This window comes from Arthrobacter sp. GAS37, assembly GCF_044908325.1.
Classification (GTDB): Bacteria; Actinomycetota; Actinomycetes; order Actinomycetales; family Micrococcaceae; genus Arthrobacter; species Arthrobacter ramosus.
Map to the genome: position 1 here is coordinate 1 of NZ_JBIYDB010000053.1, position 23,840 is coordinate 23,840.

Genomic DNA, 23,840 nt, shown 5'->3' on the forward strand with positions numbered 1-23,840 from the left:
CAGGCGGAGCTGGGCACCACGCCGGCCCGCTGGGTTGAACGGGTCCGCCTCGACCGGGCCCGGCAACTGGTGCTCGATGGCCACAGCATCACCGCCGCGGCCGAGCGCAGCGGGTTCGGCAGCGACGAAACCCTCCGCCGCGCTTTCGGCCGGCACCTGGGCATCACGCCGACCGAATACCGGACGCGCTTCGCCACCACCAAGCCGTCCTTCATCCAATGACGTCCCCGACTCACCGCTGACACGCACCCGCCGGATCCGGTAAACCGGCGGCGCGACGGCCGGTTTGGACTGTTTGCTCGGTCAGCCATTGACGGTAGGTCGTGGCGAGGGCGTCGATCGAAGGAGGCCCCGTTCCAAGAGCGAAATCTTGGATGGCCATTGGCCGAGTTCGCGGGCTGCGGTCGTGATGGTGCGACCTAGTGTGGTACGTAGCTGGCGCAGGTTGGTGTTGTTTGGGGCTGCTTGGGGGTTGGTGATCTGGCGGTAGATTTCCCGGGCTGCGTAGCGTTTAAGGCAGCGCATGATTTCCCGTTTGCTCTTGCCCTCCGCAGTGCGTTTCGCCACGGCCGCGGCGCGGGCCTTCACTGCCGAGGTGCGCCCGGCACGCAGGATTCGCAGGCATTCCACGGGACCGTCCTTAGCCTTCGGGACCGACCTGGTCCGGCCGTCGAGTACCGATTGAGCGGCTTGATGGGCGTCCAGCGGATCGGATTTGCCCTTCAGCCGGCGCGGCCCGGTTTGGGCGGTTCACCTCCAGCACACACAGACCTTCACCGCGCAGGGTCCTGGCGATTTCGGCCCCGTAGGAGCCGGTTCCTCCGACACCTACGGCCGTCACGGTGCCGTGGCTGGTGATGAACTCCACGATCTTCCGGTATCCGGAGCCCACGGCCAGGAACTCTTTGTCCGCGAGGGGTTTGCGGTGTTCGTTGATGACGGCCACGTGGTGTGTGTCGGTACCGGCGATGACGTTGGTTGTTTCGGTTGCCAAGATGGAAGTTGCCCCCAGTCGAGATCAATGGCTGATTGAACAGGGCGTGGGCCAGGTAGGCAGACAAAACAGTAATGGGACTGGTCGAATCAGGCGCCTATGAAGTCATGTCCGCCTGGCTCAACACCCCTTTGACGGACCTTGAGCCCGCAGACAGATCGTCGGTAAGACAGTGCCGGAAAGCACGTCAGTTTTTTGCTGAGTCACGCCGGCTCAAGACCTTTTCCAGTATTACCGTTTTCAAGGGTCGGAAGCCGGTTCGAGTCCCACCTTGGGCACGTATTTCCACAGGTCAGGGGGCCTTTGGCCCGCTGACTGTGCACAAATCAGCCTTTTATGGGCCCTTCGGGGCCGTTTTTGTTGGTGGCCGTTGGCGCGGCCGGGTGCCTCTTTCCTTGTGTTGGGCGTTATGTCTATGTTCTTGCTTCTTCATGGTGGGCTGGGCAAGCGGCTACATGACTTGTTACCGCTTGGGTGGGCCGGATCCGTGGTCGAGGCGCGGTTTGGGCATCCAGAGCCCGGGCCGTGAGCCGGTCACGTGTGCCATCCCATCCGCCTCAAGCCCGTGTTCAAATGTGTTCGGGCCCCGCGTTGGGCTGCCGCCAGCCCGGTGGTCCGGTGGCCCCGAGAGTTGGACATGGCCTCGACCCTGCTGGCCGATGCTTGCAAAGGCAATGTCCTTTTGGACGTCGCCGTTCAGCTGCCTTATTGTTCAATGGGCCTTCTGCGTCGACTGCCCGCTTATGCACCGCGCGTCTGTCATATTCGGGCGGCGTTTTGATAGAGGATCCACTGCTGGGCAGGAGGGGCCGGCGCGTGGCGCCCTGGTTGCGTGAAGGACCCGCCCACCGATCATGGAGCATCAGAACGACAAACAGCCAAGCACGTTCCGGTTCTTTGTGGTCGCTCGGGAAGGATGAGGCATGACGTGATCTGAGCAGTCTGGTCCTCACGGCAAGGGTGGCCCTCGCGCCGCGGTGAGCTTCCAGGACGCGCTCTTTTCGTCCAGGACGTTGGGGACGAGGCGTCGGTGTGAGCCAACGAAGGCGCGCGGGCCGGTCTAATACTACAGTCGCGTTTAACTGAGGCTGCATCTGCGTTTTAATCGGACTTTCCGCTCGGGGCCTGTTAATCGTTGGTGGTGAGTGATGATATTTGTGTGGCGGACGTAGAAGAGTGGGCCGAAGGTCTGGAGGAAATCGGCGATCTTATTGGTCGCGGTTTGTCCGGTCTGAACCACGGCGGAATGCTGTGGGTTTGTGCGGGGACTGCTTTCGGATGAGGAACGAAAAAACTCCTGGACCCTGTCTGAACGCGCCGGGCACGGCACCCCGGATGGCATGCAATGCTTGCTCTCGACCACCGACTGGGACCCGGATGCGCGGATGATCCACCTGCCGCGTCCATGGCCTTCTGCACCTATACACCGAGCTCGGCGATGGACGCCTCCCCGGGCCGTGAACGAAATCAGGGCCCACACATGGTGGATTGGGTTCAGGGCGCGGCTTGTGGGGCGACTGCCTTGTTGAGGATGGTGCGGCTCCAACTTTGGGGGCTTCCCGGCATCCGATGACGAGTAAGCGCTGCGAGCAGCGCGCAGGCGAGGTAGACCCCAATCACGACACACCATCCAGCCATGAAGCCGTTGAAGGCAGTCAGCAGCCCTCCCACGGCCAGGGGCCCAGAGGCGAAGCCGAGATACAGCCCTACCGCCACCCGGCCGGAGGCTGCGCCCACCTCGCCGGGAGGGACATCGCGCATCATGCCCGCCATGACCACCACGTTGATCGCGAGACCCATGGCCCCGTGCAGCAGCACCCCACACCAGAGCAGGACGGCTGACTGCGTTAGGCCGGCCGCCAGCAGGAGGGCCGCGCCGGCGGCGGCACCCAGCCCCAGAGTGAGTAACAGCGTGAACGGGCTGCCCTTTCCCATGATCCGCTGCCCCCACACAATGCGGGACACCACGCCGATGACGCCGGCAACTGCCGCCGTCAGCCCCGCGAGGACGAGGGAGAAACCCACTTCACGCTGTGAAAACAGGGGGAGGTACACATTGGTCGCCTGGATGCCGAAACCGGATAGCAGGGCGTAAGCCGCGTAGGCCCAGACGGCGCCCGGCAGACGCACCCGGTCCCCCTGTCCCGTGCCGGCCACCTTTGGAGAAGTGGTGGATCCTTCCGGTACCGTGTCCCCCGACGGTGCTGGGGGTCGCCTGCCTTGCAGAGCAGCAGGGCCGGCGGACGTCGGAATCAGCCGCCAGGCCACGATGAGCAGGACCAGGGCAAGGGCGCAGCTGAGTCCGGCGACGCCGCGCCACCCTGTCACCAGCGCGACGGCCGGGAATGCGATTCCGGCCAGGAACTGGCTGCCCTGCACGCCGGACTGCTTGACCCCGATCCAGCCGGCGCGTTTGTGGGCCGGTACATGGTCCATCGCCAGGCGGTTGGTGGCCGGGTTGGAGAGGGCCTGGGCGGCACCTGAAAGCACCACGGCCACCACCAGCCAGAGGAAGTTGCCGGACACCGCAACCAGCGCCATCGCCGCCGCAGCGCCGCCGAAAATCAGGCAGATCTGGGTCCTGCCCCGCATCCGGTCGCTGAAGCGGCCGAAAATGCCCGAGCTGACCCCGGCGGCCAGGAAACAGACCGCTGCCAGCAGCCCGAACTGCCCGGGGGTTATCTTCAGGCTGTCGATGACGAGGCTGCTGGTTGCGCTCAGCCCATATATCAGGAGCGGTCCGACGCCCATGGCGCAACTGAGTACGAACAGCAGCCCGGCCCCCGGGTGCTTCTGCTGCGGCCTGGCCGTTATGACTCTGCCCTGACAACGACCTTGACCTCGTCGGGGCGTTCGTTGACGAAGTACATAGCCACCATTCCGATGAGCGGGCCCACGGCGAGAGTGCCGAGGGCAGCCATGAATGAGTTGTGGGTCGCGGCGAAAACAGCTCCGACGGCGATCGGCACCAAGACGCTGCCAACCTGCCAGAGTGCGTTGGTGAGTCCGGCGGCGGTTCCGACCATCTCGCTGCTCACGAGCCGGGGGATCAGGGCCACGATCAGCGGCAGGTAGCAATAGGCGGAAAGTCCCAGCAGCGGAGCTGCGATGAGGAACGCCGGGACGCTGTCCAGCATGCCGAAGACCACGAGCATCACCGCGAATCCACCTAGCACGATCATCGAGGGCACCCTGCGGGCGCCGTTGAACCGGTCGGCCACGAGCCCGATGATCGGTTTGCCTAACACGCCTAGGGCGGCAAATAGCGCCACGATCACGCCTGCCGTCGCCGGGGCAACGCCGTGTCCTTTGATCATGAGGGCGTTGGACCAGATCACGAAGCCGTAGGTTCCCCAGAACCCGCCAAATCCGGCCAGGCCCACGAGGAGCAGGTTGCGGTTGCTGGAGAGGGTGCGCCATGACGACGGGCGCTTGGGGCTGCCAGCGGGATTGGCAGCGACTGCAACAACGGGGCCGGGACGCAATATGAGGTGGCAAACGATGCCGGAAACTATCGAGATGGCACCGAAGAGGTGGTAGGAAGCGCCCCAACCGAAGTGGGCGATCAGGAACGGCACGGCGAAGTTCGCGATGACGACACCCAAGGATGTCGCGGAAGTGAAGATGCCCATCACCTTCCCGAGTTCTTCCGGACGGAACCAGCTGGAGAGGAGCTTGATTCCGGCGGCGTAGTCGGCACCGGCGAAGAAGCCGACCACGCCCTGTACGGCGATGCCTATGACGGCGGAAGTGGTCGAACCGAAGACCATCATGAAGGCGCCAGCGCCGATCATCGAGATGGTGATCAGGTGCCGGCCTCCGATCTTGTCGGTGAGGAATCCACCGCCCGCGTTGGAGACGACGTATCCGATGTAGTAGGTCGTGGCGAAGATTCCCAAGCTGGCGAGGGGAACCGCGAGGCTTTCACCGACGAAGACCGACGACGGCCCCCACGCGGAGCGGTCCACGGATGTCATGGTGAAAGCGAACCAGCAGAGGAACAGCACCATCCAGCGGTATGGGTTGCGGAGCCGTGGTGGGGACGAGAGGGACGGGTTCAGTGCTGTTGTCACGTCGAAACTTCCTGTCAGCTATGCGGCACTGTAAGCGTGGAAAGGCGCTTTTGTGCGGAGGATATGCGACCGTTCCGGGCTGTCTCCGACGGTGGAGGTGGTTCGCGGGGCTTCGTCGTCCCCGTGGTCCCGTACTGGCGCCGCAATGGCGAATCTAGCAACGGTGATTCACCTCACGCAAGAAAAACGTCCATTTAGAGACTTAATGCGCGCACAGCGGACGCTTTGTCTTGGATCAGGATTCGATCCCGGTCCGAAGCTCAAGGGAAATTCGCGCAGCGCACTCCTGCAGCCGGGGGACGAACTCGGCGATCATGGCCCGCTGCGGCAGGGCCGCGCTGTGCAAGGACGCACTCAGCGCCGCCACGACGGAGCCGTCCCGGGCGTAGAGGGGGACGGCGACAGCGCGGACGCCGACGTCGAGTAGTTGGTCCACATAACTCCAGCGCTGCTCCCGGACGGCCTCCAGTGCGAGCGTGAGCTCTTTCCGTTCGGCGGGGCCGAGCTGGTATGCGCCGTGGGCGCGCCCCGAATCCTCCAGATAGGCGGCCAGCCTCGCCGCGGGCAGTGATGCCAGCAGCACCCGGCCCAGCCCCGTCCGGTGGGCGGCGATCCGCGATCCCACCCTGATAGAGACCGCCAGGGCGCTGGGCGCATTCACCCGATGGACGTAGCGGACGTCTCCGCCATCCAGCACGGCCACCGAGACGGAGGCGCCCAGCGCTCGGGCCAGCCGCTCCGTGTGGGGCCGCACGACGTCGGCCAGTGAGAGCTTGGGCAGGTAGGAATATCCCAGCTCAAGGACCTGTGGCGTGAGCTCGAACTGCCGTCCGGAGGCGGTGACATAGCCGAGGTCGGCGAGAGTGTGCAGGAAGCGGCGCGTCGCGGACCGGGGGAGTCCGCAGCGCTTGGCCACCTCCGTCAGGTTCATCGTGGGGTGGTCGGCGTCAAATGCGGTCAGCACAGCGATGCCGCGCTCTAGCGACTGGACCAGATCCTTGGGCCGGGCCCCCCGGGGCCCGGCTCCGGTGGGGTCTTCCGAGACGGCGGAGCCTTCGTGACGCATTCTGTGCACTCTTTCGGTTCGGGGATCGCTGGATCGAGTGTACCGGGGGCGGGCTTGACGCCTCGGGGTAAGCGGTGTCACAGTTCTACACGACGCGCAGTTGCGCGGCATGCGGACGCTGTGACGTTTCCCCCGACGCTGCAGAACGTATGCCGCGCCTGCCGTTCCACCGATCTTCCTGAAAGGGCCATCCATGCTGACCGAAGAACAGAACATCCTGCTGACCCAGACCGGAGCCGATACGCCGATGGGCCGGCTCTTCCGACGCTATTGGATTCCGGCGCTACTGGCGGAAGAGCTGCCGGAGCCCGACTGCCCGCCGGTGCGGGTAAAGCTGCTCGGGGAACAGCTGATTGCTTTCCGTGACACCAAGGGACGGCTGGGCCTCCTTGATGAGTTCTGCGCCCACCGCACCGCCTCGCTGTTCTTCGGACGCAACGAGGAATGCGGCCTGCGCTGCGCCTATCACGGCTGGAAGTACGACGTCGAGGGAACCCTCGTGGACATGCCGTCCGAGCCCGAGGACTCCAAGTTCAAGACACGCATCAAGCAGAAGGCCTACCCTTGCGTGGAGCGCGGAGGGGTCATTTGGACCTACATGGGCCCGGCCGACCAGCAGCCCGAACTTCCCGAACTGGAATGGGCCATGCTCGGGGAGGGCCAGCGGTTCATCTCCAAGCGTTTGCAGGAAACCAACCACATGCAGGCCATGGAGGGCGGCATCGACTCCAGCCACGTCTCCTTCGCGCACCGCTTCAACCTCGACGACGATCCGATGCACTCCGGCACCGAAGGCAACAAGTACCTCAAGGCGGACACCCGTCCGAAGTTCGAGGTGGTAGAGAGCGACGGCGGCCTGCTGATCGGCGCGCGCCGCAACGCCAACGACGATGAGTACTACTGGCGCATCACGCAGTGGATCATGCCCTTCTACACGATCATCCCTCCGTTCGGCACGCACAACCCGCTCGGCGGACACGCCTGGATCCCGATCGACGACGAAAACTGCTGGGCCTGGAGCTGGAACTACCACCCCACCCGGGACCTCACCGAGGCGGAGCTGGAATCCATGCGCAACGGCGACGGCATCCACGCCAAGTACATTCCGGGCACCTACCGGACGCTGGCGAACAAGACCAACGACTATCTGATGGACCGTGAGGCCCAGCGGGAGAAGAAGTCCTTCTCCGGCATCGAAGGGATCGCTGCGCAGGATTTCTCGCTGCAGGAAAGTATGGGCAGCATTGCCGACCGCACCAAGGAGCGTCTGGGCACCTCGGACGCGGCGATCATCCTCGCGCGCCGCCGCCTGATCGCGGCCATTGACCTCCTCGATGAGGAGACGCTGCCGGGCATGGCCGTGGAGGACCAGCGGGTCCGTTCCGCCTCCGTCCTGCTGCCCAAGGAAACCCCCTTCCATGAGGGCGCCCGCGACGCGCTCATCGTGGTCGAGGGTGAGAACTTCGTCTCCATCTAGTCCGTCAAACCCCGTTCACACCGCTTATTGGAAGAGGCTGTACCTGCCGTGAAGAACCACCACTCCATCTCCGTTGCCCTGGCCGAGCCCGGAACCGCTGTCGGTCCGCTGCGGGGGCACCCGGACCGGGTCCGGGCCGCTGTTTCCCTGCCCGAGGCGGCGACCGAGGTCCGGTATCTGGACACCGCCGGGGCCATCGGCGCCGTCGGCTGGCTGCGGGTGGAATCATCCGCCGTGTGCGGCACGGATGTCAGCCTTTACCGGGCAGGGCTGGACTGGCCCACGGTGATGGGGCACCATGTGGTGGGCCGAATCACCGCGCTGGATCCGGACCGTGCGCTGGTCTGGGGTGTGGCAGTGGGGGACCTGGTGGCACTGGAGGAGTACCTGCCGTGCCAGCGCGCCGACTGTGCAGCATGCTCCATGCCTGGGCTCTACCGCATGTGCCCGGAGTCGGACCTATGGAAGGGCCGGCGCAGGGTGGGGCTGATCTCGGCCGAGGAGGGGTCCGGCCTGTACGGGGGCAACGCCGAGTACATGCAGCTGAACGCGAACAGCATCGTTCACCGGCTGCCCGGGGATCTGGATCCGGACCTCGCGTCCTGGACCCAGCCCTTTGCCAACGCCGTGGACTGGACGATCAACGCAGGCGGTGCGCGCGAGGGCTCCACCGTCGTTGTTATCGGCCCGGGCTACCACGGCGTTGCGGCCGTGGCCGCGGCCCGGGCCGTGGGGGCAAAGAAGATCATCGCCGTCGGCCGTTCGTCCGAACGGCTCGCGATCGCCGAAGCCCTCGGCGCTGTGCCTGTTGCTAACGACGACGGTGCGGACCTGGGAGCCCTGATCGACTCTGCGACCGGCGGCCACGGCACGGATCTGATCCTGGACACTGTCGGGCTGGGCAGGGCGGTCACGTCCGCCGCGGCTGGAACGCTGCGCAAACTCGGGCGGCTGGTCCTCGCAGGCCTCGGGCCGGTCCCGGTCTCCGAAGTGGACCTCAAGGCGCTGATCCGCGGCGCGAACACCATCACCGGGGTGCGCGGCCGCTCACCCGAGGCCGTGCGGCAGAGCATCGATCTCCTCGCCGCCGGCGCCTCGGGGCTTGAGCTGGTCCCCGCCACCCACGTGCCCCTGGAGGAGGTTGGCGACATGCTCGACCGCCTCGCCACCGGCAACGGCCCGGTGAGCCCGCACGTGGTCATCCGGCCCCAGCCCTGCTGATTTCCTCTCCGCCTCACAGATAAGGAACCCCTATGACCTCCGCACCAAAACGACTCTCCTACCAAGCCCGGATCCTGGTGGTCCCGCTTGGCGCCTCCGGCCACTCGCTGGTAGAGGCCATGGCGGCCGGCAGCCTCACCAATATCCGCATCGTCACCGACGCCGGCCAGTCCGCAGCGTCCGTCCGGGACATCCATGACGCCGCAGGAAACGAAATCACGGAGACCGTCGCTGATCTGGCCGCCTCCGCGGACATGATGATCCTGCTCGGCTCCGACCTTCCCCAGGTGCCCGCCCACTTCGTGGCCAATGTGGCAGGGGCAGCCCGCGCCAACGGCGTCCTCCTCGCCGGGGTCCTGGTGGACCAGCGGAACTGGGAAGACGACGAGGGCGCCGATGCCATGGCAGTGCTGCGCCGGGAACTGGACATGCTCGTCTCCGTCCGGGAAGTCGGGCTGGCCATGGCCTTCATTGACGTACTTAAGGGCGGACGCCGCAAGTCGGAGGCTGATCTGGCCGCAACCGAAGCAAGTGCGGCAACCGCATCAACCGAGGAGAGCACCGGAAGGGGAGCATCATGAGCACGGGGACCACCGAACTGCTGGTCCGCCAGCAGCGCCTGGAATCCGACGGCGTCCTGTCGCTGGTCCTGGAACATCCGGATGGCAGGGAATTGCCCGCCTGGACCCCCGGGGCGCATATCGACGTCGTCCTGCCCTCGGGCGCCGTGCGGCAGTACAGCCTCTGTTCGGATCCTATGGAAAAGACCAAGTACCGGATCGCGGTGCTCAACGATCCCAACAGCCGCGGCGGATCCCGTGAAATCCACGAGACCGTGCGCACCGGCGGCCTGCTGCAATTCCGGGGGCCGCGCAACCACTTTGAGCTCGAACCCGCGCAGCATTACCTGCTCATCGCCGGCGGCATCGGCATCACGCCCATCCTGGCCATGGCCCGGCAGATCGCGCAGGGCGACGCCGGACTGACACTCCTCTACGGCGGCAGAACCCGGCGGTCCATGGCTTTCGTAGACGAGCTGGCAGGGCTCGGCGGAACCGTGAGCATCATTCCGAAGGATGAATGCGGCTACGCAGACCTGGAGAGCGCCATGGCAGCCGCGCCGGCCGGGACTGCCGTGTACTGCTGCGGGCCGGAGCCGCTTATCCGCGCCGTTGAGCAGGCATGTGAGCGCCACCTCGGCGCGAACGCGATGCACTTCGAGCGCTTCGGCGCCGCAGCTTCTCTCGCTGCGGCGGGGGATGCCGCATCCAGGGCCGCCAGCCCCGAGGACACTACGACGGATGAGGGCCTGGCGGAATTCGAGGTGGAACTCAAGCAGAGCAACTGCGTCCTCAAAGTGCCTGCGGACCGCACCCTGCTCGACGTCGTCCGTGACGCGAACCCCTCGATCCTCTTCTCCTGCGAGGAGGGCTTCTGCGGATCCTGCGAAACCAAGGTGCTGGCCGGAATTCCGGACCACCGCGACACGATCCTCAGCAAGGCGGACCGTGAAAAGAACGACACCATGATGCTGTGCGTCGGCCGGTCCAAAACGCCGCTGCTGGTGCTGGACGCCTGAGCCGGACCGGAGGACAGCAGGCTGCCCATGCCGAGCCTCAGAGTAGATGTGGGCCGGCCGATCGTCGTCGGCGGAGTTATCCGTCGGCGGCGAAGTCCTTTTCGACGGCCGCTGCCGCCGTCAGCAGGCGGGGCAGAACAGTGTCGCGCAGGCTTTCGGCGCTCACGCGCGTCGCGTGTGCCGAGACGTTCAGCGCCGCGATGATGCCGCCACCCGCATCCCGTACCGGGACCGCGATGGACCGCAGCCCCTCGGCTAGCTCCTGGTCGGCCAACGACCATCCTTGCTCCCGTGCCGAGGTGATTCTCTTCCGGATTACCTCGCCGTCGACCGCCGTATTGCCGGTCAGGCTTTCCGGCACCAGCGATTCCAGATACTCATCAAGCCCCTCGTCGGTGAGCCCGGAGAGAAGGACGCGGCCGGTCGCCGTCGCGTAGGCGGGCAGGCTGGTACCGATGATGATGTTGGCGGTCAGGACGCGGTCGGCATGGACCCGGTCGATGTAGATCACCCGGCCCTGGTGCAGCACCGTTAAGGATGCTGTCTCGCCGACCTCCTGCACCAGCGACGCGAGGTGCGGATGAGCCACCGCCAGCAGGTTGTGGCTGAGCAGATAGGCATCCCCGATTTCGAGCACTGCCGGCCGCAGGGAATAGCCACTGGCGTCATAGGACAGATAACCCAGGTATTCCAGGGTGAGAATGAAACGCCGCGCCGCGGTTCTGGTAATCCCGACAAGCTCGGCAACATCCGAGACCGACAATGGCCTGTCTTGGGCGCTGAAGGCCTTCAGCACAGACAAGCCCCGGGCCAGCGCCTCGACATGGTCCGGGTCGTTCTTCTTCAAAAGGGAGGCGGTCTCCGGGAGGCTTGGCACTATTCGAATCTATCTCATCAGCGGCGCGTGGGGCTGCAGGCGGGCTGCTGGTTCAACGAGCTCACGCCGATCCACCACTAGCCCTTACACACCCCGAAGCCTTTGCCCAGTTGGCAAGCTTTTAGCCCATCGAGAGAGCCTCGTATCAGGGGAGAGGGCCAGGTTTTCTCTGACTTCGGTCGCTTTAGTCGGCAGCCAGAGCGCCCCGCGGAGCCGTCCGCACACTTCCAGCACAGGGGCGGAGCAGCCCGTGTCGCGGGACGGCGTCCATGCACGCTTGGGCGGCGTCGTAAAGTAAGTAGGGTGACTAATACGATCAGCCCGTCCGAGGCATGGCATCGCCTGCGTGAAGGCAACACGCGTTTCGTCTCCGGAGGCGCACTTCACCCGAACCAGGGCGCGTCGCGGCGCAGCGAACTGGTGAACACCCAAAACCCCTTCGCGGTCATCTTCGGCTGCTCGGACTCCCGCCTGGCCGCGGAGATCATCTTCGACCTCGGCCTCGGTGACGCTTTCGTGGTCCGCACGGCCGGGCATGTGCTCGACGACGCGGTCCTGGGTTCCCTCGAGTACAGCGTTTCCGTGCTCAATGTCCCGCTGATCGTTGTCCTGGGACACGATAGCTGCGGCGCCGTCACCGCCACCAAGGACGCAGTGGAGACCGGGCAGATGCCTCCGCGCTTCATCCGGGATCTGGTCGAACGCATTACCCCCTCGGTGCTGACGTCGCTGCGGGAGGATAAAACGGAGGTCAACGACATGGTCGTCGAGCACGCCAGGCAGACCGTGGACCGGTTGCTGGAAAGCTCCCAGGTGATTGCCTCGGCTGTGAACGACTCCTCCACCGCCGTGATCGCCGTCGCGTACCGGCTCGAAGAAGGCCGCGCGCAGCTCATCTCGGAATCCGGCCTGGTCTAAAGGGAAAGGCGCCAGGCTGGCATCACTGCCCTCAACGACTACGCTGGTCGGGTCCGGGCGCGTAGCTTGTTTGCATGGCTGCGGCTGAACCTACACGAGGGGGCCGTCGATGTCTTTGAAGCGGCTACTCTTCGGCGGCGTTGGGACCGACATCCCTGTCGGTGTCATCGCCGCCGCCCTCTACGTGAACAATCTCCGACCACGACATGGTCAGCGTCCAGCAGTCACGGTCCAGCGAAAATGTTCAGCACCGACAAACGCTACTCCGGGGCCGGTTCGCCTCACAGGTCGCCTCGGCTTTGATTGCCGGCACGGCACCGCTGATCAGCTAGAGATTGCGTCACTTGAGGACATCACCGCTTCCTCTTGTGAGGTCTCAATGTCGTTGGCAACGCCGTCGTGGTGTTTTTCCAACTCCGGTGAGTCAATAGGACAGAGCTTAGGAATATGCCGGTCGAGTTAGTCGATGTAGTCCTCCTCGTCCGCGCGTCGTATAACCATGGTTCCATTGGAGGTTTCCTCGCGGATGGAGCGCACGATCTGCGCCCGGGCCTCTTCGACTTGCGAGGCCCGCACGGGCCCCGAATTGGCCATTTCGAATTCCAGGATTTCTTTGTTCCGATCGGAGATATTGTTTCGGACGGTTTCAAGGACGACGGCCGCAGCGCCTTTGAGGGCGGTCGCCAGCAATTCCGGGCTGACGCCACGAAGGATCTGCTGGAGATCGCGCCGTTCGAGCCTGACGATGTCCTTGAACGTCAGCATTTGGGCGCGGACCTCACCGGCGAGTTCGGAATCAAGGATATCCAGCCCGTCCAGGACCGTGCGCTCAGTCCGGGTATCAGAGCGGGTGAGGATGTCCACAAGTGGTTGAATGCCGCCGACATTTTCGGCGGACTTCCCTGGCGATACCACCGAACCGGCGCGCTGTTTCAGGACTTCGGCCACGATCGACACGACTTCGGGTGCCACGGGCCCCATCGTCGCGATGCAGCGTGCCACTTCGCTGGCTTGCCTGTCGTCTAGGCCGGCCAGGACGGCTGAGGCCTTGCTGGGCCGAAGGTGCGCAAGGATCAAGGCCATGGTTTGTGAAAGCTCCCCGTCAATCAGCGCCAGTATCTGTTCCGGAGACATGGGTTCGAGAAAATCGAACGATCTTCCTGCCATGGTCGAAGCAAGCCGGTCCATTAGGCCTGCGGCCTTGTCGGCGCCGAAGGATGCTTCCAGGAGGCCGGCAGCGAAGTCGCGTCCACCGCGTGCCGTGCGTCGGCCACTGGCGACATATTCATGGAACTCATCGATTACTGTGTTCGCCACGGAGGAAGAGACTCTGCGGAGCCGCACGATTTCTGCGGCGATTTCCTCGGCCTCGGACTCAGAAAACTGTGCAAACAGGGAAGCAGCGCTGTTAGGACTCATCTGCATGAGAACCACAGCAGCTTTTTGCGCACCGCTCAAAGCCGGGACTGACGGGGCGAGGTCAGTATTCACCTGAGCCACCCGTTCAGCAGGGGGGCGCGGTCTGGTGTGCAATCCCGGGAGGAGCCAATCGCAACGAATGCCACTTCAGTTTTCCAATCTTTCATGTTTTAGGTGCCTGCACTGACACTGATCTGTGAGAATGCCGGGACGCCCCGGCAGCGACGGGGCTGAGCTTCCGCACCGCAAGACCGGTTTCATTTTCAAGATTTGTCGCCCGAGACTTATCTGACACCGCCTGATTCTCCGTTGTGCCGTCCCGACGGAAGTCCCGGATATGGCCCATAATCGTGGTGGTGAGCCGATTTGGTATTTCATGAGTTGCGGCCCGGACGTCTTGCATTTGCGTTTTTCGTGCGCTTTACGCCGTCCAGGTCCAGCGCCCCTCAAGCTGCAGCCTTACCTTATGGGGCCGACGCGTACTGGATGCGACTTGCCCAGGATGATGTGGATCTCGCGGCCGGTGAGGGAGCCGTGTTCCTGGAATGTGGTGGGGCCTCAAGCTGGGTTGGAGTCGCGCGAGGATGCTCTGGATGCCTTTCGATTCGCGTTGGCCGCAGATGTCAGATTCCCGGATCGACTAGCTCAATAGGAGCGTCCCGTACCTGAGCGTTCCGGCCCGCGACAGGTTCGTGGAGGCCGGGGAAGCTGGCGACCGCCATCCCATCAATAATCGCAATGAGCGACCTCCCTCCCTAGATCGGGAGGGCGCCCTTGAGCGAGGGCCGAAGAGCCGGTCTGGGAAGGGCCGAAGTTCACCTCACTATTCAAACTCAGGATTTCGTTTTGGACGGTCAGTCCCAAACAATTCGCTCCTTTGTGCACGAATTGGTCGGCTTATCGCCTAAGTCTGCACGGGATGGACCTCCTGGCCGCCTTCACCGAACGTAGCCGGCCGTAGGATTTCTACGAAGCTGATCTTCAGAGCCTCCAAGAGATGGAAACGGGAGTCGTTGCCTTTCCTCGGGTTCACTTGGAATCCGATCTATGAATGTTCTGAATGCAGGCTCGACCAATAGCAATTTGTTTGGTCTCGTCGGCCCCTTCCGGGCAGCACGGTGCCGGATACGGAGAGCCCTCGAAGCCACGCACATTTGTTGAAGCCCAACTTGGGCGCCTGAATCCAGTCGAGAGAGCGGCAAGTCGACCGGTTCCCAAGAACCACAGAGAGTAGGAACGGCAGAGTGATCACGACGACCGAGACCGGGCGTACTTATCGCGTCACGGGAGACGAGGTACGTACCGTAAACGCGGACCTGAACGCGGCCGTCGAATTAGTCCAACAACACGCCATAGGGGAGGGCAAGCATGGCATCCTCGTCACGCGGCACGGGCCCGCGTGCTTCACCGTGGCTGTGAGCGCCGATGTCCCTTACGGAATTACCCAGGAACGAGAGCACGCTTGACGTCTGTCTGCAGCGAGAACCCCTGGTCGCAGAGAGTAACAATGGGATCGGGCTGGACGGTGGTGCTGGCGGGCGACTGGAGCACGATAGTGACGCAGTGCAGGGATGCGGCACCTGAGGCGGGCAGCGCCGCGGTACGACGCACTTGGGCCGAATCAGGAATCAACTCCGGAAGGAGCGCTGACATGCCGTCATCAGTCGGCCCCGGAGCCGTCCGGACGGCGCGTTGATGCGGAAGTTAAACGGCTCATCTGCCCGCCGGCATCCGAAGGGGTTACTCCGGGCTTCAGCGGATGACGTTAAACGCGGTCTGTTGTCTCCCGCCGGTTTGTGGCTGCTCGTTGTTGCGTGTGCCGACGCTGCGTTTGCTCTGTCCATTCGGTTGCCGATGGTGTTCGGCCATGAACCCTGTGAGGGCTTCGACGGACCGGCCGTTGTCCCCGCTCTTGGGGCAGTACTGCTGGTTCCCGTGGTCCTGCATGCTGCTTGGCGTCTTCTGCGGGAACAACATGATGAAAGGGCGCAGGCGGGGATAGGCCGCCCGGCGGACGGCCGTGCGGCAGGCAGCCCTGCGGCTGATGAAGTCAGGGCGCGCGTCGAAGGCGTACTCACCGACCGGACCTTGATGACGGCGTTCCAGCCGATCCGTTGCCTCGGCACGGGCTCCGTCATCGGCGCCGAAGCCCTTACGCGTTTTGTTACTTCACCGGTCCGATCGCCGGAGACGTGGTTCGCCGACGCGGCCTCCATCGGGCGTGGTCCGGATCTTGAATTCCTGGCGATGGAAACTGCGCTCCTGGCCGCGGCCAAGCTCCCGGCCGACCTGTACATCGCCATCAACCTTTCACCCGCTGCGTGCCTCGACTCCCGGCTAGGCGAGATACTGCAACGCTCCGGCGTGCCCGCGGGACGCGTTGTGGTGGAGGTGACCGAACGCTCCGCTGTCGCTGACTACGAACCACTCGCCGCAGCGCTGGTGCGCCTTCGACACTCCGGGCTGCGCGTCGCCGTCGACGATGCGGGCGCCGGCTTCGCCTCCATGCGCCACATCCTTCAACTCAGGCCCGAGCTGATCAAACTTGACCGGACCATCATCGCCGGTATCGACACCGAGCCCGGCCAGAGGGTCCTGGGCATGGCCATGGTCAGTTTTGCAACAGGAATCGGCGCCGCCCTGATCGCCGAAGGAATCGAGACGGACACAGAACTCACCACAGTCACCGAGCTCGGCATGAACGTTGGCCAAGGCTATCTCCTCGGCAGGCCCTCAGTCCGGTCCGAAGACTGGGCCCAGTGGCATAACTGGTCGGATGGCCGGGCCAACGTCCAGGACACCTAGATCCTGGAAGACGGTGGGACGACATGCCTTCCGGCTGCACTTGCATAGTCTCCGCTATGGTTCGCCCTCGAAGCTGCAAGGGTGCAGGAAGCAAGGACGCTCTATGTCGAGCACCTAAGCTATCTTCCGTATAACGTAGATGACTTCCGTCGCATATATGCGGCACATTGAATCGCTTTTCATCCGGCCGAAAGGTCCCAATCCCATGGAATTCACGCTTCCCGCGGCCGTCGACGCCGGCGCTCCGGACGCGTTACCGCATGGCCAGACAACACGCTACAGTGTTCCCCCCGGGCTGAGCTCCGAGGAAAAATTCGAACACTGGCGCACCTGGTATGGCAGCGCCATTGACACTCCCGTACGGTTGGAGAAAATCGAGAAACTAGTACGTCCGGGTTTCAATCCAACCGCTTTAAGCCTGGACGGTCCTGGGTTCAGCCTTGTTGACGTCACGAATGAACCCGTTGCTTGCTACTGGAATGGGGATACGTCTGCCGGGGACTGGCTAGTGCATTTCCGAAGTCCGTGTCCTGAGTTCAGTTTCTCGGGACGGTCCGAAGAAATCTCTGCTGGCACCGTCAGGTTTCTTGATCTTTCTTCCCCCGGTAACTTCCATGCGCCGGCCGGGTTAAGCGCGGTGCGGCTCCAACTCGACCCGTGCCTGCTGGGACTGGACGACAAAACAGTGAAACGGTTGCAGGGTTTGGCCGACATCACGGAAAACCCTCTGGTGCGAGGGTTGATTCTTCCGGCGCTGTCCGGCTGGCAGCGGACGGGAATAGGCCAGGAGGCGCCGCGTCTCCAGCCGGTCTTCCGGTCCATGATGACGGCCCTTGTCAGCTCGCTGCTCGAAGCCCCCGCTGAACCCGGTGACCTGAAACTGGCCCGCCTCGTGGAGATCAAGAAGTTCATACGCAAGAACTACCGGAACCGGGCCCTTGATGTGGACGAGGTTGTAGCCTACTCGTTCCTTTCACGCCGCGCCCTTTACTACCTCTTCGAAGAAGAAGAGTTCCAAGTCAACGGATACATCCGCGCGCTGAGGACCCTGGAGGCCTTTGAGCTCCTCACCAACGCAAACCCGTGGAAACGCTCCCTGACGGACATAGCGAACGCCAGCGGATTCACAAGCCTCCCAGCCATGCGGCGCGCTGTCAGAGAGTCCACCGGTATCTCTCTTAGAGATGTCCAGGAGAATCCGGAAGTACTGCGAATTCGAGCAGCTGAACTCAGAAAGCTGATCGGGCTGTGAATACGCGGGGGTAGGATCTGGCCTAGCAGCAGCCCTTCCCGAATTCGCGGATCAGTTCTGTGCTCATGCCCCGTACTTCGTCAAGGTCTGCGGTCATCCCGGCGAGGAAAATTCCGGCGTCTGCCGTCTGCCGTCTCCACGGTTTGGCCCAGCTCGCCTCTTTCGCTTACCGGTCCGGTGGCGAGGAGAATGTTTGAGCTGATGCGGCGACGGGCGATTCGCACTGAAACAGCCTCGAACTCATGGTGCTCATTCCGCGTCGACATCTGGGGAGCTGAAAACCTATGAACGCCTCGGTGGTCGGGATGGATGCAGTCACCATACGCTCTCTCGATCGTGCCGGAAAGGTTGGAAGGCGGTGTCGCAAACCTGGAACTCAAGCACATCGGTTGATTCACGCTGAATCAACCGACTAGACTGGCAAGCATGGGAGAGGAGCACCCATGATAACCATGGACAGCAGCCTGGCTGCAATGCATCATCAGGCGCTACAGCGTCAGGCCCGGCAGCGGGTGGATTTGCTTGATGAGCTTCGGGCGGTTCAGAACGTGGCAAAGCGGAACTTCAACCAACGAGACATTGCCGAGATCCTGGTAACTAGCCAGGCCAAGGTTCATCGCATGCTGAAGGCGATCGAACGCCGCAACGGAAATCTCGATCTTGATCCCGAGGAAATAATTCTTCGCGCGTTTGCATACGACACGCCACGCGAGAAGCTAGTCGCTGACTTGAAGGGGGTCACCTACACCTTTGGGGAAGAAGCGCGATATCCACACGAAGGACGGCTGCCAGGAACTTGGGATCAAGTCGTCACGGCCGTGGCTCGGGGCTTCCTCACTGAAACAGAATTCAATGAGGTCAGGGCGGCTGTTGGCCGCTAAACGGGAAGAAGTGCATTTCGCGCTCACAGAGCTATACGCGCCAGGTGGAGCCCTAAATCAACCGCCGACCCAACTGGTCGCTTACTTTGATGATCTGGCTGTCGTCCGTACAGCGAAGGCTTACATGAGTCGTCAGAACGACGTCTCAGTTGACGGGCAAGCAGTAGTGGTAACCGCGGGCCCTCCTGGCGCTGGAAAAACAGAAGCGCTCCGAACGATGGCACTGAACGGGTATCGGGTTACAGATCCTGATGTCGCGAAAGACCTGCTCCTCAAGGACGCGGAGGCTCATGGGCTGCTCGCGTATAGGAATTCACATGTCTTGCCCGCCATTACCCTCGCCAAGCACATCGCCACCTACCCAACGAGGAGATGTTCGAACGCGTTACAGCTTTTGCCAGCTTCGTGTGGTCGTTTTCCGAGGCAAATTTCGGCCTGCCGTCCCGGGGGACCCAGGGCGCTCGGCTGGGAACCCCCCGCCGCGCGCCCTGCCTCAGCGTCGCGGGCTGTGGCGGTGCAGGAAGGAGTTCACTCGCCACGCGAATTCGTGTGGGTCGGATGCGGGGCCTTGTGGTGTGTGCCGGGCGGGGTGCGCGACCGGGCTGAGCCCGAGGTCCACTGCGGCTTTGGATGCCCGCAATGATGCGGCCGATAGAGGTTCCCAGCGGGTGAGGAGTTCTCCTAGTGCCGCGTCGACGTCGTCGTCGGCTACCACTGTGGTGATGAGGCCGATGTCGTTGGCTTGCTGGGCGGTGAGCAGCCGTCCTCCGTAGAGCAGGTCTTTGGTCCTCGATGGGCCGATCCGTAGTGACATCCGGTTGGCGAAGGTCGCCGGCACCAGGAGGCCGAGCCGGGCTATGGGCATACCGATTTTGGCGGAGTGGTTCATGAGTTGAAGGTCGCAGGCCAGTGCGAGCTGGCATCCTGCCCCGGTCGCGAAGCCTTCCACTGCGGCGACGGTGGGGGCGGGAAGGTCTTCGATGGCTTGTAGTGCCGCTTCCATGCCGGCGAAGCTGGCGCTGACAGCGTCGGGGGAGGCGCCTTCCCATTCCCTGAGGTCTGAGCCGGAGCAGAACACGCCTCCCCGGCCGCGGATGACGACGGCTCTGAGCGCTTCGTGTTCAGCCAGTGAGGCGGCTGCGTGTTCCAGGGTTTCCCATTCCTGCTGTCCGAGGGCGTTGAAGCGTTGGCCTGTTCCGATGGTCAGGGTCGCGACGGACCCGGAGTCGTCGAGGGTCATGGTGTCCAGCTCTGCCGGGCTCGGTGAGGTCATTGGACTGCACCGGCTTCGCGCAGGGAAGCTATGCGGTTTGTGCTGAAGCCAAGCCCGGACAGGATGTCATCCGTGTGCTGGCCCAGCAGGGGCGGGGCCGTCCTGATCGATGCAGGGGTACGGGTGAGCCGGACCGGGCATCCGACCATTTTCATTGCCCCTACGGTGGGGTGCTGCAGCTCTGCCACCATGCCGCGGGCGATGACCTGGGGGTCTTTGAGGGCCTGGTCGACGGTCTGGATGGGGCCGACGGGCACGCCGGCCAGGTCCAGGGCCTGTACCCATTCGTCGGTGGTCCGGGTGAGCATGATCTCCTCGAGGAGGGGGATGAGGGTGGTGCGGTGCGCGACCCTGGACGGGTTGCTGGCGAACCGTTCGTCGGCCGCTAGATCTTCGCGGTTCAGGGCCGAAGTGAGGCTCCTCCACATTCTGTCGTTTCCGACGGCGACCATGACGAACCCATCGGCGGTGGCAAATGCCTGGTACGGGGCGATGGTGGGGTGCGCCGAGCCGTAGCGTTGGGGCGTTTCGCCGCTGGCAAAGTATCCGCTGGAAACGTATGTCAGCCAGGAGACGGAGCCGTCGAGCAGGCTGATGTCAACCCACTGGCCGCGCCCGGTGCGCTTTTTCTCGTGCAGGGCGGCCAGGATGCCGATGGTCGCCCACATGCCGGCGACGAGATCGGCGCTGCTGACGCCGACCCTGACCGGCGGTCCGTCCGCTTCGCCGGTCACGCTCATGATGCCGCTCCGGGCCTGGGCGATCGCGTCGTAACCGGCACGCAGGGCATCCGGGCCGGTCTGTCCATAGCCGCTGATGGACGCGTAAACGAGTCCCGGGTTCTGCGCGGAGAGTTCCTCGTAGCCCAGGCCGAGGCGGTCCGTGGTCCCGGGCCGGAAATTCTCCACCAGCACGTCCGCTTTCAGGGCCAGTTGGCGTACAGCGGCCAGGCCTTCGGCTGACTTGAGGTCAACGGCCAGGCTGCGCTTGTTGCGGTTGACGGAGAGGAAGTAGGCAGCTTCTTCACCTTGGAAGGGCGGGCCCCACTGGCGGGTGTCATCGCCTTGACCGGGCTGTTCGATTTTGATCACGTCAGCGCCGAGGTCTGCCAGGGTCATGGTGGCGAAGGGGCCCGAGAGTATCCGTGTCAGGTCCAGCACCAACAAATCTGTCAGGGCTCCGCCGGACGCCTCCCCGGAGGGTGCCGTGAGGGGGATCAGGTCCGGTGCTGGTTTCTGGGGACCGCCGCTGCGGGCACTCGTGTCCCGGAGGCTCTCTTCTTGGATGCTCATGCGTGGTTTCCTACGGCTTTCGGGGTCGTGGTGGCCAGTGCGTGTACGGCCTTGGGGAGCAGGATCAGGGCGGCCATGCTGACGACGGTGCAGATGATGATGTAGATCGAGATGGCTGTGGAATCTCCGTAGTGTTCCAGAAGGGCGGCGGCAATCAGGGGTGCGGGGCCGCCGGCTATCACGCTGGCGAGCTGGTAGCCCAGGCCCGCACCGGTGTAGCGGATGTCCGGGTCGAAGCTTTCGGCAATCAGTGCTGCCTGCGGCCCGTACTGCATATCGTGGATTACCAGGCTCACGACGACGGCGATTCCGACCAGGAGCGCATTCCCGGTGTTGAGCAGGCCGAAGTAGGGGAAAGCGAACAGCGCGGTCAGCACGATGCCGGTCCCGTACACGCGGCGGCGGCCGAAGCGGTCCGAGAGCCGCCCGAACACGGGGATGCTGATCAGTCCCAGTGCAGCCGCAATGAGGGTGTCATCCAAAATGGAGTTGCTGTTGAGCTTCAGATGCTTGACGGCATACGTGAGCACGAAGGTGATGAACAGGTAGAACGGGGCCTGCTCGGAAGTCCGCAGCAGGGCCGAAAGCAGGATCTGCTTCGGCTGGCGCCGTATGACCTCCAGAATCGGGGACTTGACCACTTTGTTCGACGTGCGGACGGCCTCAAACTCCGGGCTCTCGACGACGCGCAGCCGCACGAACATGCCGACGCCGATCAGCACAATGCTCAGAATGAAGGGAATCCTCCAGCCGAAAGCGGCGAATCCTTCTGTGCCCGTGACACCGGAGGTCAGACGCACAACTCCGGTGGACAGAACAAGGCCGAGCGGAACGCCCATCTGCGGCCAACTGGCGGACAAGCCCCGTCTCTGCTGGTTTCCCCATTCCATGCTGAGCAGAACGGATCCTCCCCATTCCCCGCCGACGCCGATGCCCTGGATGATCCGCAGCAGCACCAGCAGGACAGGAGCGGCGACACCGATGCTCTGATACGCGGGAAGGAGTCCGATCAGTACCGTGCCGAAGGCCATCAGGAACAGCGTTGCCATCAGCGTGGTCTTGCGGCCGATGCGGTCACCGAAGTGACCGAAGATCGCAGCACCGACCGGACGTGCCACGAAGCCGACAAACTGGGTGCCGAAGGCCGCCAGAATGCCGGCAAAAGCAGACTGGCCCGGAAAGAACAGCTGCGGAAAAACGAGGGCAGCCGCGGTTCCGTAGAGGAAAAAGTCGTACCACTCAATTGTTGTTCCAACCACGCTGGCCACCGTGGCACGCCGTACGGCCTGCTCCCGGGTCACTTGTTGAACAGTCATCATCGCTCCATTGGTCTGATGTTCCGGGCGTGGTGCCCGCTGGGGGTGTTGGGGTTGTGGCTATGCGTCTCAGGGGAATTCATCGAGTTCGCCGTGGGCGGGCCGCTGGGGCTGCCCGGGACAGGAGATCTGGTGTGATGCTGATTACATTAGCACTGGACTAGCCTCTAGTACAGTGAGTCACCTTGTCAATGCTCCTCCGTGTATTCTTATTACTCAGAGGACTATGTGAGGAGGCATGAGTGCGCGAGACTGCACCATCTGATCCATTGGCGCGTGTTTCCAGGCCCCGCCTGTACGAACAGCTCGTGACGCAGCTCCTTGGCTATATCGAGTCTGCCCAGCTTGGTCCGGGTGATTTGTTGCCGGCCGAACGGGATCTGGCGGAGCGGCTCGGAGTATCCAGGGCCACACTGGTCCAGGCACTCGTGGCACTGGAGGTTCTGGGCGTCATCGACGTGCAGCACGGCACCGGCGCCGTCCTCGTATACCGGCCCAGCATCGCCACCGTGATAAGAAGCCTCAGGGAACACAGAAGCAGGCTTCCCGAGATCGTCGAAGCCCGAAGCACCCTCGAAGTCAAACTCGCCGGACTCGCCGCGGTCAGGCGCACCGACGCCGAGATGGAGGCAATCGACTCGGCGCTGCAGGTGATGGCTGATGAGATCGTCAACGGAGGCAAAGGCCTGCACGGCGACGAACTATTCCATCAGGCGGTCACGGCTGCGGCACATTCATCGGTGATGGCCCAGCTCATGACCTTCATCGCCGAGATGATCCTCGAAACGCGCCTGGAGTCCCTGGGCCAGCCGGGGCGGCCCGAGCAATCACTCGCTTCCCATCGCAAGATAGCGGATGCGATCCGTGCCCAGGACCCCGAGGCTGCAGCGGAAGCGATGCTGACGCACATCGAGCTTGTCTCCGACGTCGATCTACTCAGGTAGCGATCGCCCGCGGGCCCCAAGCTGTTTTTTCAAGGGTTGGAATGCGGTTCGAGTCCCACCTCGGTCACAGTGTTTCCGCAGGTCAGGGGTCTATTGGCCCCTGACTGTGCCAACATCAGCTGAGTCGAATAGTTCCGAGGCCCCGTTCTTGGAAGCCGGGACTGTGTAAATAGCGGTGTATCTGGCTCGACACGCCGGGCGGTGAGCCTGGCGGGGAGGAGCCCGATATGGCCGCGACACTTGAGGCTGTGCCGAGTACCAAGACCGTTGAAAAACTGACAGAGACTTCCGAGGTTGATGCCGCCCGTGAGCTGGTGAGGATGGCCAAGGAGCAGGGCCTGGCGCTGACAGGCCCGGATGGGCTGCTGAAGCAGCTGACCAAGACCGTCATCGAGACCGCGCTGGACGAGGAATTGACCGAGCATCTCGGGTATGGCCGGCGCGATGCGGCGG

At 63.6% G+C, this 23,840-nt stretch carries 22 protein-coding genes; 12 read left to right on the forward strand and 10 right to left on the reverse strand.

Features of this window, described 5'->3' with window-relative positions; translation table 11 throughout:
• Nucleotides 1-222 (forward strand): helix-turn-helix domain-containing protein (locus tag ABH924_RS22945; RefSeq protein ID WP_404502570.1); only part of this gene is annotated, 222 nt, incomplete at its 5' end.
• An 81-nt stretch (nucleotides 223-303) separates the two neighbouring features.
• Here the strand turns inward: ABH924_RS22945 and ABH924_RS22950 are convergent.
• The 5 genes from ABH924_RS22950 to ABH924_RS22970 all read right to left on the reverse strand — a co-directional run bounded on the left by ABH924_RS22950 (nucleotide 304) and on the right by ABH924_RS22970 (nucleotide 6,133).
• Nucleotides 304-630: a hypothetical protein gene (locus tag ABH924_RS22950; protein WP_404502572.1), complete on the reverse strand. Its 327-nt coding sequence runs from the start codon at nucleotides 628-630 to the stop codon at nucleotides 304-306.
• A gap of 10 nt (nucleotides 631-640) precedes the next feature.
• The gene (locus tag ABH924_RS22955; RefSeq protein ID WP_404502574.1) at nucleotides 641-994 is read right to left on the reverse strand and encodes a hypothetical protein; all 354 of its coding nucleotides are present in this window, start codon (nucleotides 992-994) and stop codon (nucleotides 641-643) included.
• A 1,494-nt stretch (nucleotides 995-2,488) separates the two neighbouring features.
• Nucleotides 2,489-3,745, reverse strand: a complete 1,257-nt coding sequence (locus ABH924_RS22960) for an MFS transporter (RefSeq protein ID WP_404502576.1) — start codon at nucleotides 3,743-3,745, stop codon at nucleotides 2,489-2,491.
• 59 nt (nucleotides 3,746-3,804) lie between these two features.
• Nucleotides 3,805-5,067 (reverse strand): MFS transporter, encoded by a 1,263-nt coding sequence (locus ABH924_RS22965; RefSeq protein ID WP_404502578.1) that lies wholly within the window; start codon nucleotides 5,065-5,067, stop codon nucleotides 3,805-3,807.
• 235 nt (nucleotides 5,068-5,302) lie between these two features.
• Nucleotides 5,303-6,133 (reverse strand): IclR family transcriptional regulator C-terminal domain-containing protein, encoded by an 831-nt coding sequence (locus ABH924_RS22970; protein ID WP_404502580.1) that lies wholly within the window; start codon nucleotides 6,131-6,133, stop codon nucleotides 5,303-5,305.
• Between the two features lie 193 nt (nucleotides 6,134-6,326).
• On the opposite strand from ABH924_RS22970, the gene ABH924_RS22975 reads away from it, so the two are divergent.
• Genes ABH924_RS22975 through ABH924_RS22990 form a run of 4 tightly spaced genes read left to right on the forward strand, consistent with a single transcriptional unit; the run spans nucleotide 6,327 to nucleotide 10,410 of the window.
• Nucleotides 6,327-7,610, forward strand: a complete 1,284-nt coding sequence (locus tag ABH924_RS22975; RefSeq protein WP_404502582.1) for a Rieske 2Fe-2S domain-containing protein — start codon at nucleotides 6,327-6,329, stop codon at nucleotides 7,608-7,610.
• A gap of 48 nt (nucleotides 7,611-7,658) precedes the next feature.
• Nucleotides 7,659-8,831 carry a zinc-binding dehydrogenase gene (locus tag ABH924_RS22980; RefSeq protein WP_404502584.1) on the forward strand — a complete coding sequence of 391 codons (1,173 nt, stop codon included), beginning with the start codon at nucleotides 7,659-7,661 and terminating at the stop codon, nucleotides 8,829-8,831.
• A gap of 32 nt (nucleotides 8,832-8,863) precedes the next feature.
• The gene (locus ABH924_RS22985; RefSeq protein ID WP_404502586.1) at nucleotides 8,864-9,412 is read left to right on the forward strand and encodes a hypothetical protein; all 549 of its coding nucleotides are present in this window, start codon (nucleotides 8,864-8,866) and stop codon (nucleotides 9,410-9,412) included.
• Nucleotides 9,409-10,410 carry a PDR/VanB family oxidoreductase gene (locus ABH924_RS22990; RefSeq protein WP_404502588.1) on the forward strand — a complete coding sequence of 334 codons (1,002 nt, stop codon included), beginning with the start codon at nucleotides 9,409-9,411 and terminating at the stop codon, nucleotides 10,408-10,410. Before ABH924_RS22985 ends, ABH924_RS22990 begins: the two co-directional genes overlap by 4 nt.
• Before the next feature lie 76 nt (nucleotides 10,411-10,486).
• Here ABH924_RS22990 and ABH924_RS22995 read toward each other — a convergent pair whose 3' ends face one another.
• Nucleotides 10,487-11,287 (reverse strand): IclR family transcriptional regulator C-terminal domain-containing protein, encoded by an 801-nt coding sequence (locus ABH924_RS22995; protein ID WP_404502590.1) that lies wholly within the window; start codon nucleotides 11,285-11,287, stop codon nucleotides 10,487-10,489.
• 303 nt (nucleotides 11,288-11,590) lie between these two features.
• Here ABH924_RS22995 and ABH924_RS23000 point away from each other — a divergent pair, with 303 nt between their 5' ends.
• Entirely contained in the window at nucleotides 11,591-12,205 is a 615-nt protein-coding gene (locus ABH924_RS23000) for a carbonic anhydrase (RefSeq protein WP_404502592.1), read from the forward strand.
• A 459-nt stretch (nucleotides 12,206-12,664) separates the two neighbouring features.
• On the opposite strand, the gene fliG is transcribed toward ABH924_RS23000, so the two are convergent.
• Nucleotides 12,665-13,705 (reverse strand): flagellar motor switch protein FliG, encoded by a 1,041-nt coding sequence (fliG, locus tag ABH924_RS23005; RefSeq protein WP_404502594.1) that lies wholly within the window; start codon nucleotides 13,703-13,705, stop codon nucleotides 12,665-12,667.
• A 1,163-nt stretch (nucleotides 13,706-14,868) separates the two neighbouring features.
• Here fliG and ABH924_RS23010 point away from each other — a divergent pair.
• From ABH924_RS23010 to ABH924_RS23025, 4 genes are all read left to right on the forward strand, one after another.
• The gene (locus tag ABH924_RS23010) at nucleotides 14,869-15,090 is read left to right on the forward strand and encodes a hypothetical protein (RefSeq protein ID WP_404502596.1); all 222 of its coding nucleotides are present in this window, start codon (nucleotides 14,869-14,871) and stop codon (nucleotides 15,088-15,090) included.
• 313 nt (nucleotides 15,091-15,403) lie between these two features.
• Complete coding sequence (locus ABH924_RS23015) at nucleotides 15,404-16,429, forward strand: EAL domain-containing protein (RefSeq protein ID WP_404502598.1); 1,026 nt, start codon at nucleotides 15,404-15,406, stop codon at nucleotides 16,427-16,429.
• A gap of 364 nt (nucleotides 16,430-16,793) precedes the next feature.
• Nucleotides 16,794-17,681, forward strand: coding sequence for a helix-turn-helix domain-containing protein (locus ABH924_RS23020; protein WP_404502600.1), 888 nt, complete (start codon nucleotides 16,794-16,796; stop codon nucleotides 17,679-17,681).
• A gap of 443 nt (nucleotides 17,682-18,124) precedes the next feature.
• A complete protein-coding gene (locus ABH924_RS23025) occupies nucleotides 18,125-18,562 on the forward strand; it encodes a hypothetical protein (RefSeq protein WP_404502602.1) in 438 nt (145 codons plus the stop codon).
• A 493-nt stretch (nucleotides 18,563-19,055) separates the two neighbouring features.
• On the opposite strand, the gene ABH924_RS23030 is transcribed toward ABH924_RS23025, so the two are convergent.
• Genes ABH924_RS23030 through ABH924_RS23040 form a run of 3 tightly spaced genes read right to left on the reverse strand, consistent with a single transcriptional unit; the run spans nucleotide 19,056 to nucleotide 22,443 of the window.
• Nucleotides 19,056-19,835 (reverse strand): enoyl-CoA hydratase/isomerase family protein, encoded by a 780-nt coding sequence (locus ABH924_RS23030; RefSeq protein WP_404502604.1) that lies wholly within the window; start codon nucleotides 19,833-19,835, stop codon nucleotides 19,056-19,058.
• Nucleotides 19,832-21,127 carry a CaiB/BaiF CoA transferase family protein gene (locus ABH924_RS23035; protein WP_404502606.1) on the reverse strand — a complete coding sequence of 432 codons (1,296 nt, stop codon included), beginning with the start codon at nucleotides 21,125-21,127 and terminating at the stop codon, nucleotides 19,832-19,834. Before ABH924_RS23035 ends, ABH924_RS23030 begins: the two co-directional genes overlap by 4 nt.
• Nucleotides 21,124-22,443 carry an MFS transporter gene (locus ABH924_RS23040; RefSeq protein ID WP_404502608.1) on the reverse strand — a complete coding sequence of 440 codons (1,320 nt, stop codon included), beginning with the start codon at nucleotides 22,441-22,443 and terminating at the stop codon, nucleotides 21,124-21,126. The genes ABH924_RS23035 and ABH924_RS23040 overlap by 4 nt, the downstream gene beginning before the upstream one ends.
• A gap of 242 nt (nucleotides 22,444-22,685) precedes the next feature.
• On the opposite strand from ABH924_RS23040, the gene ABH924_RS23045 reads away from it, so the two are divergent.
• Together ABH924_RS23045 and ABH924_RS23050 are read left to right on the forward strand one after the other, a co-directional pair.
• Nucleotides 22,686-23,387, forward strand: coding sequence for a FadR/GntR family transcriptional regulator (locus ABH924_RS23045; protein WP_404502610.1), 702 nt, complete (start codon nucleotides 22,686-22,688; stop codon nucleotides 23,385-23,387).
• 227 nt (nucleotides 23,388-23,614) lie between these two features.
• On the forward strand, nucleotides 23,615-23,840 hold a 226-nt coding region (locus tag ABH924_RS23050), incomplete at its 3' end, for a transposase (RefSeq protein WP_404502612.1).

What these genes read in the sequence shown, in the direction of transcription:
- ABH924_RS23025 (WP_404502602.1), top strand. Translation starts at nt 18,125, where the DNA reads ATGATAACCATGGACAGCAGCCTGGCTGCAATGCATCATCAGGCGCTA.
- ABH924_RS22990 (WP_404502588.1), top strand. Translation starts at nt 9,409, where the DNA reads ATGAGCACGGGGACCACCGAACTGCTGGTCCGCCAGCAGCGCCTGGAA.
- ABH924_RS22970 (WP_404502580.1), bottom strand. Translation starts at nt 6,133, where the DNA reads ATGCGTCACGAAGGCTCCGCCGTCTCGGAAGACCCCACCGGAGCCGGG.
- ABH924_RS22985 (WP_404502586.1), top strand. Translation starts at nt 8,864, where the DNA reads ATGACCTCCGCACCAAAACGACTCTCCTACCAAGCCCGGATCCTGGTG.
- ABH924_RS23040 (WP_404502608.1), bottom strand. Translation starts at nt 22,443, where the DNA reads ATGACTGTTCAACAAGTGACCCGGGAGCAGGCCGTACGGCGTGCCACG.
- ABH924_RS23035 (WP_404502606.1), bottom strand. Translation starts at nt 21,127, where the DNA reads ATGAGCATCCAAGAAGAGAGCCTCCGGGACACGAGTGCCCGCAGCGGC.
- ABH924_RS22960 (WP_404502576.1), bottom strand. Translation starts at nt 3,745, where the DNA reads ATGGGCGTCGGACCGCTCCTGATATATGGGCTGAGCGCAACCAGCAGC.
- ABH924_RS22975 (WP_404502582.1), top strand. Translation starts at nt 6,327, where the DNA reads ATGCTGACCGAAGAACAGAACATCCTGCTGACCCAGACCGGAGCCGAT.
- ABH924_RS23030 (WP_404502604.1), bottom strand. Translation starts at nt 19,835, where the DNA reads ATGACCTCACCGAGCCCGGCAGAGCTGGACACCATGACCCTCGACGAC.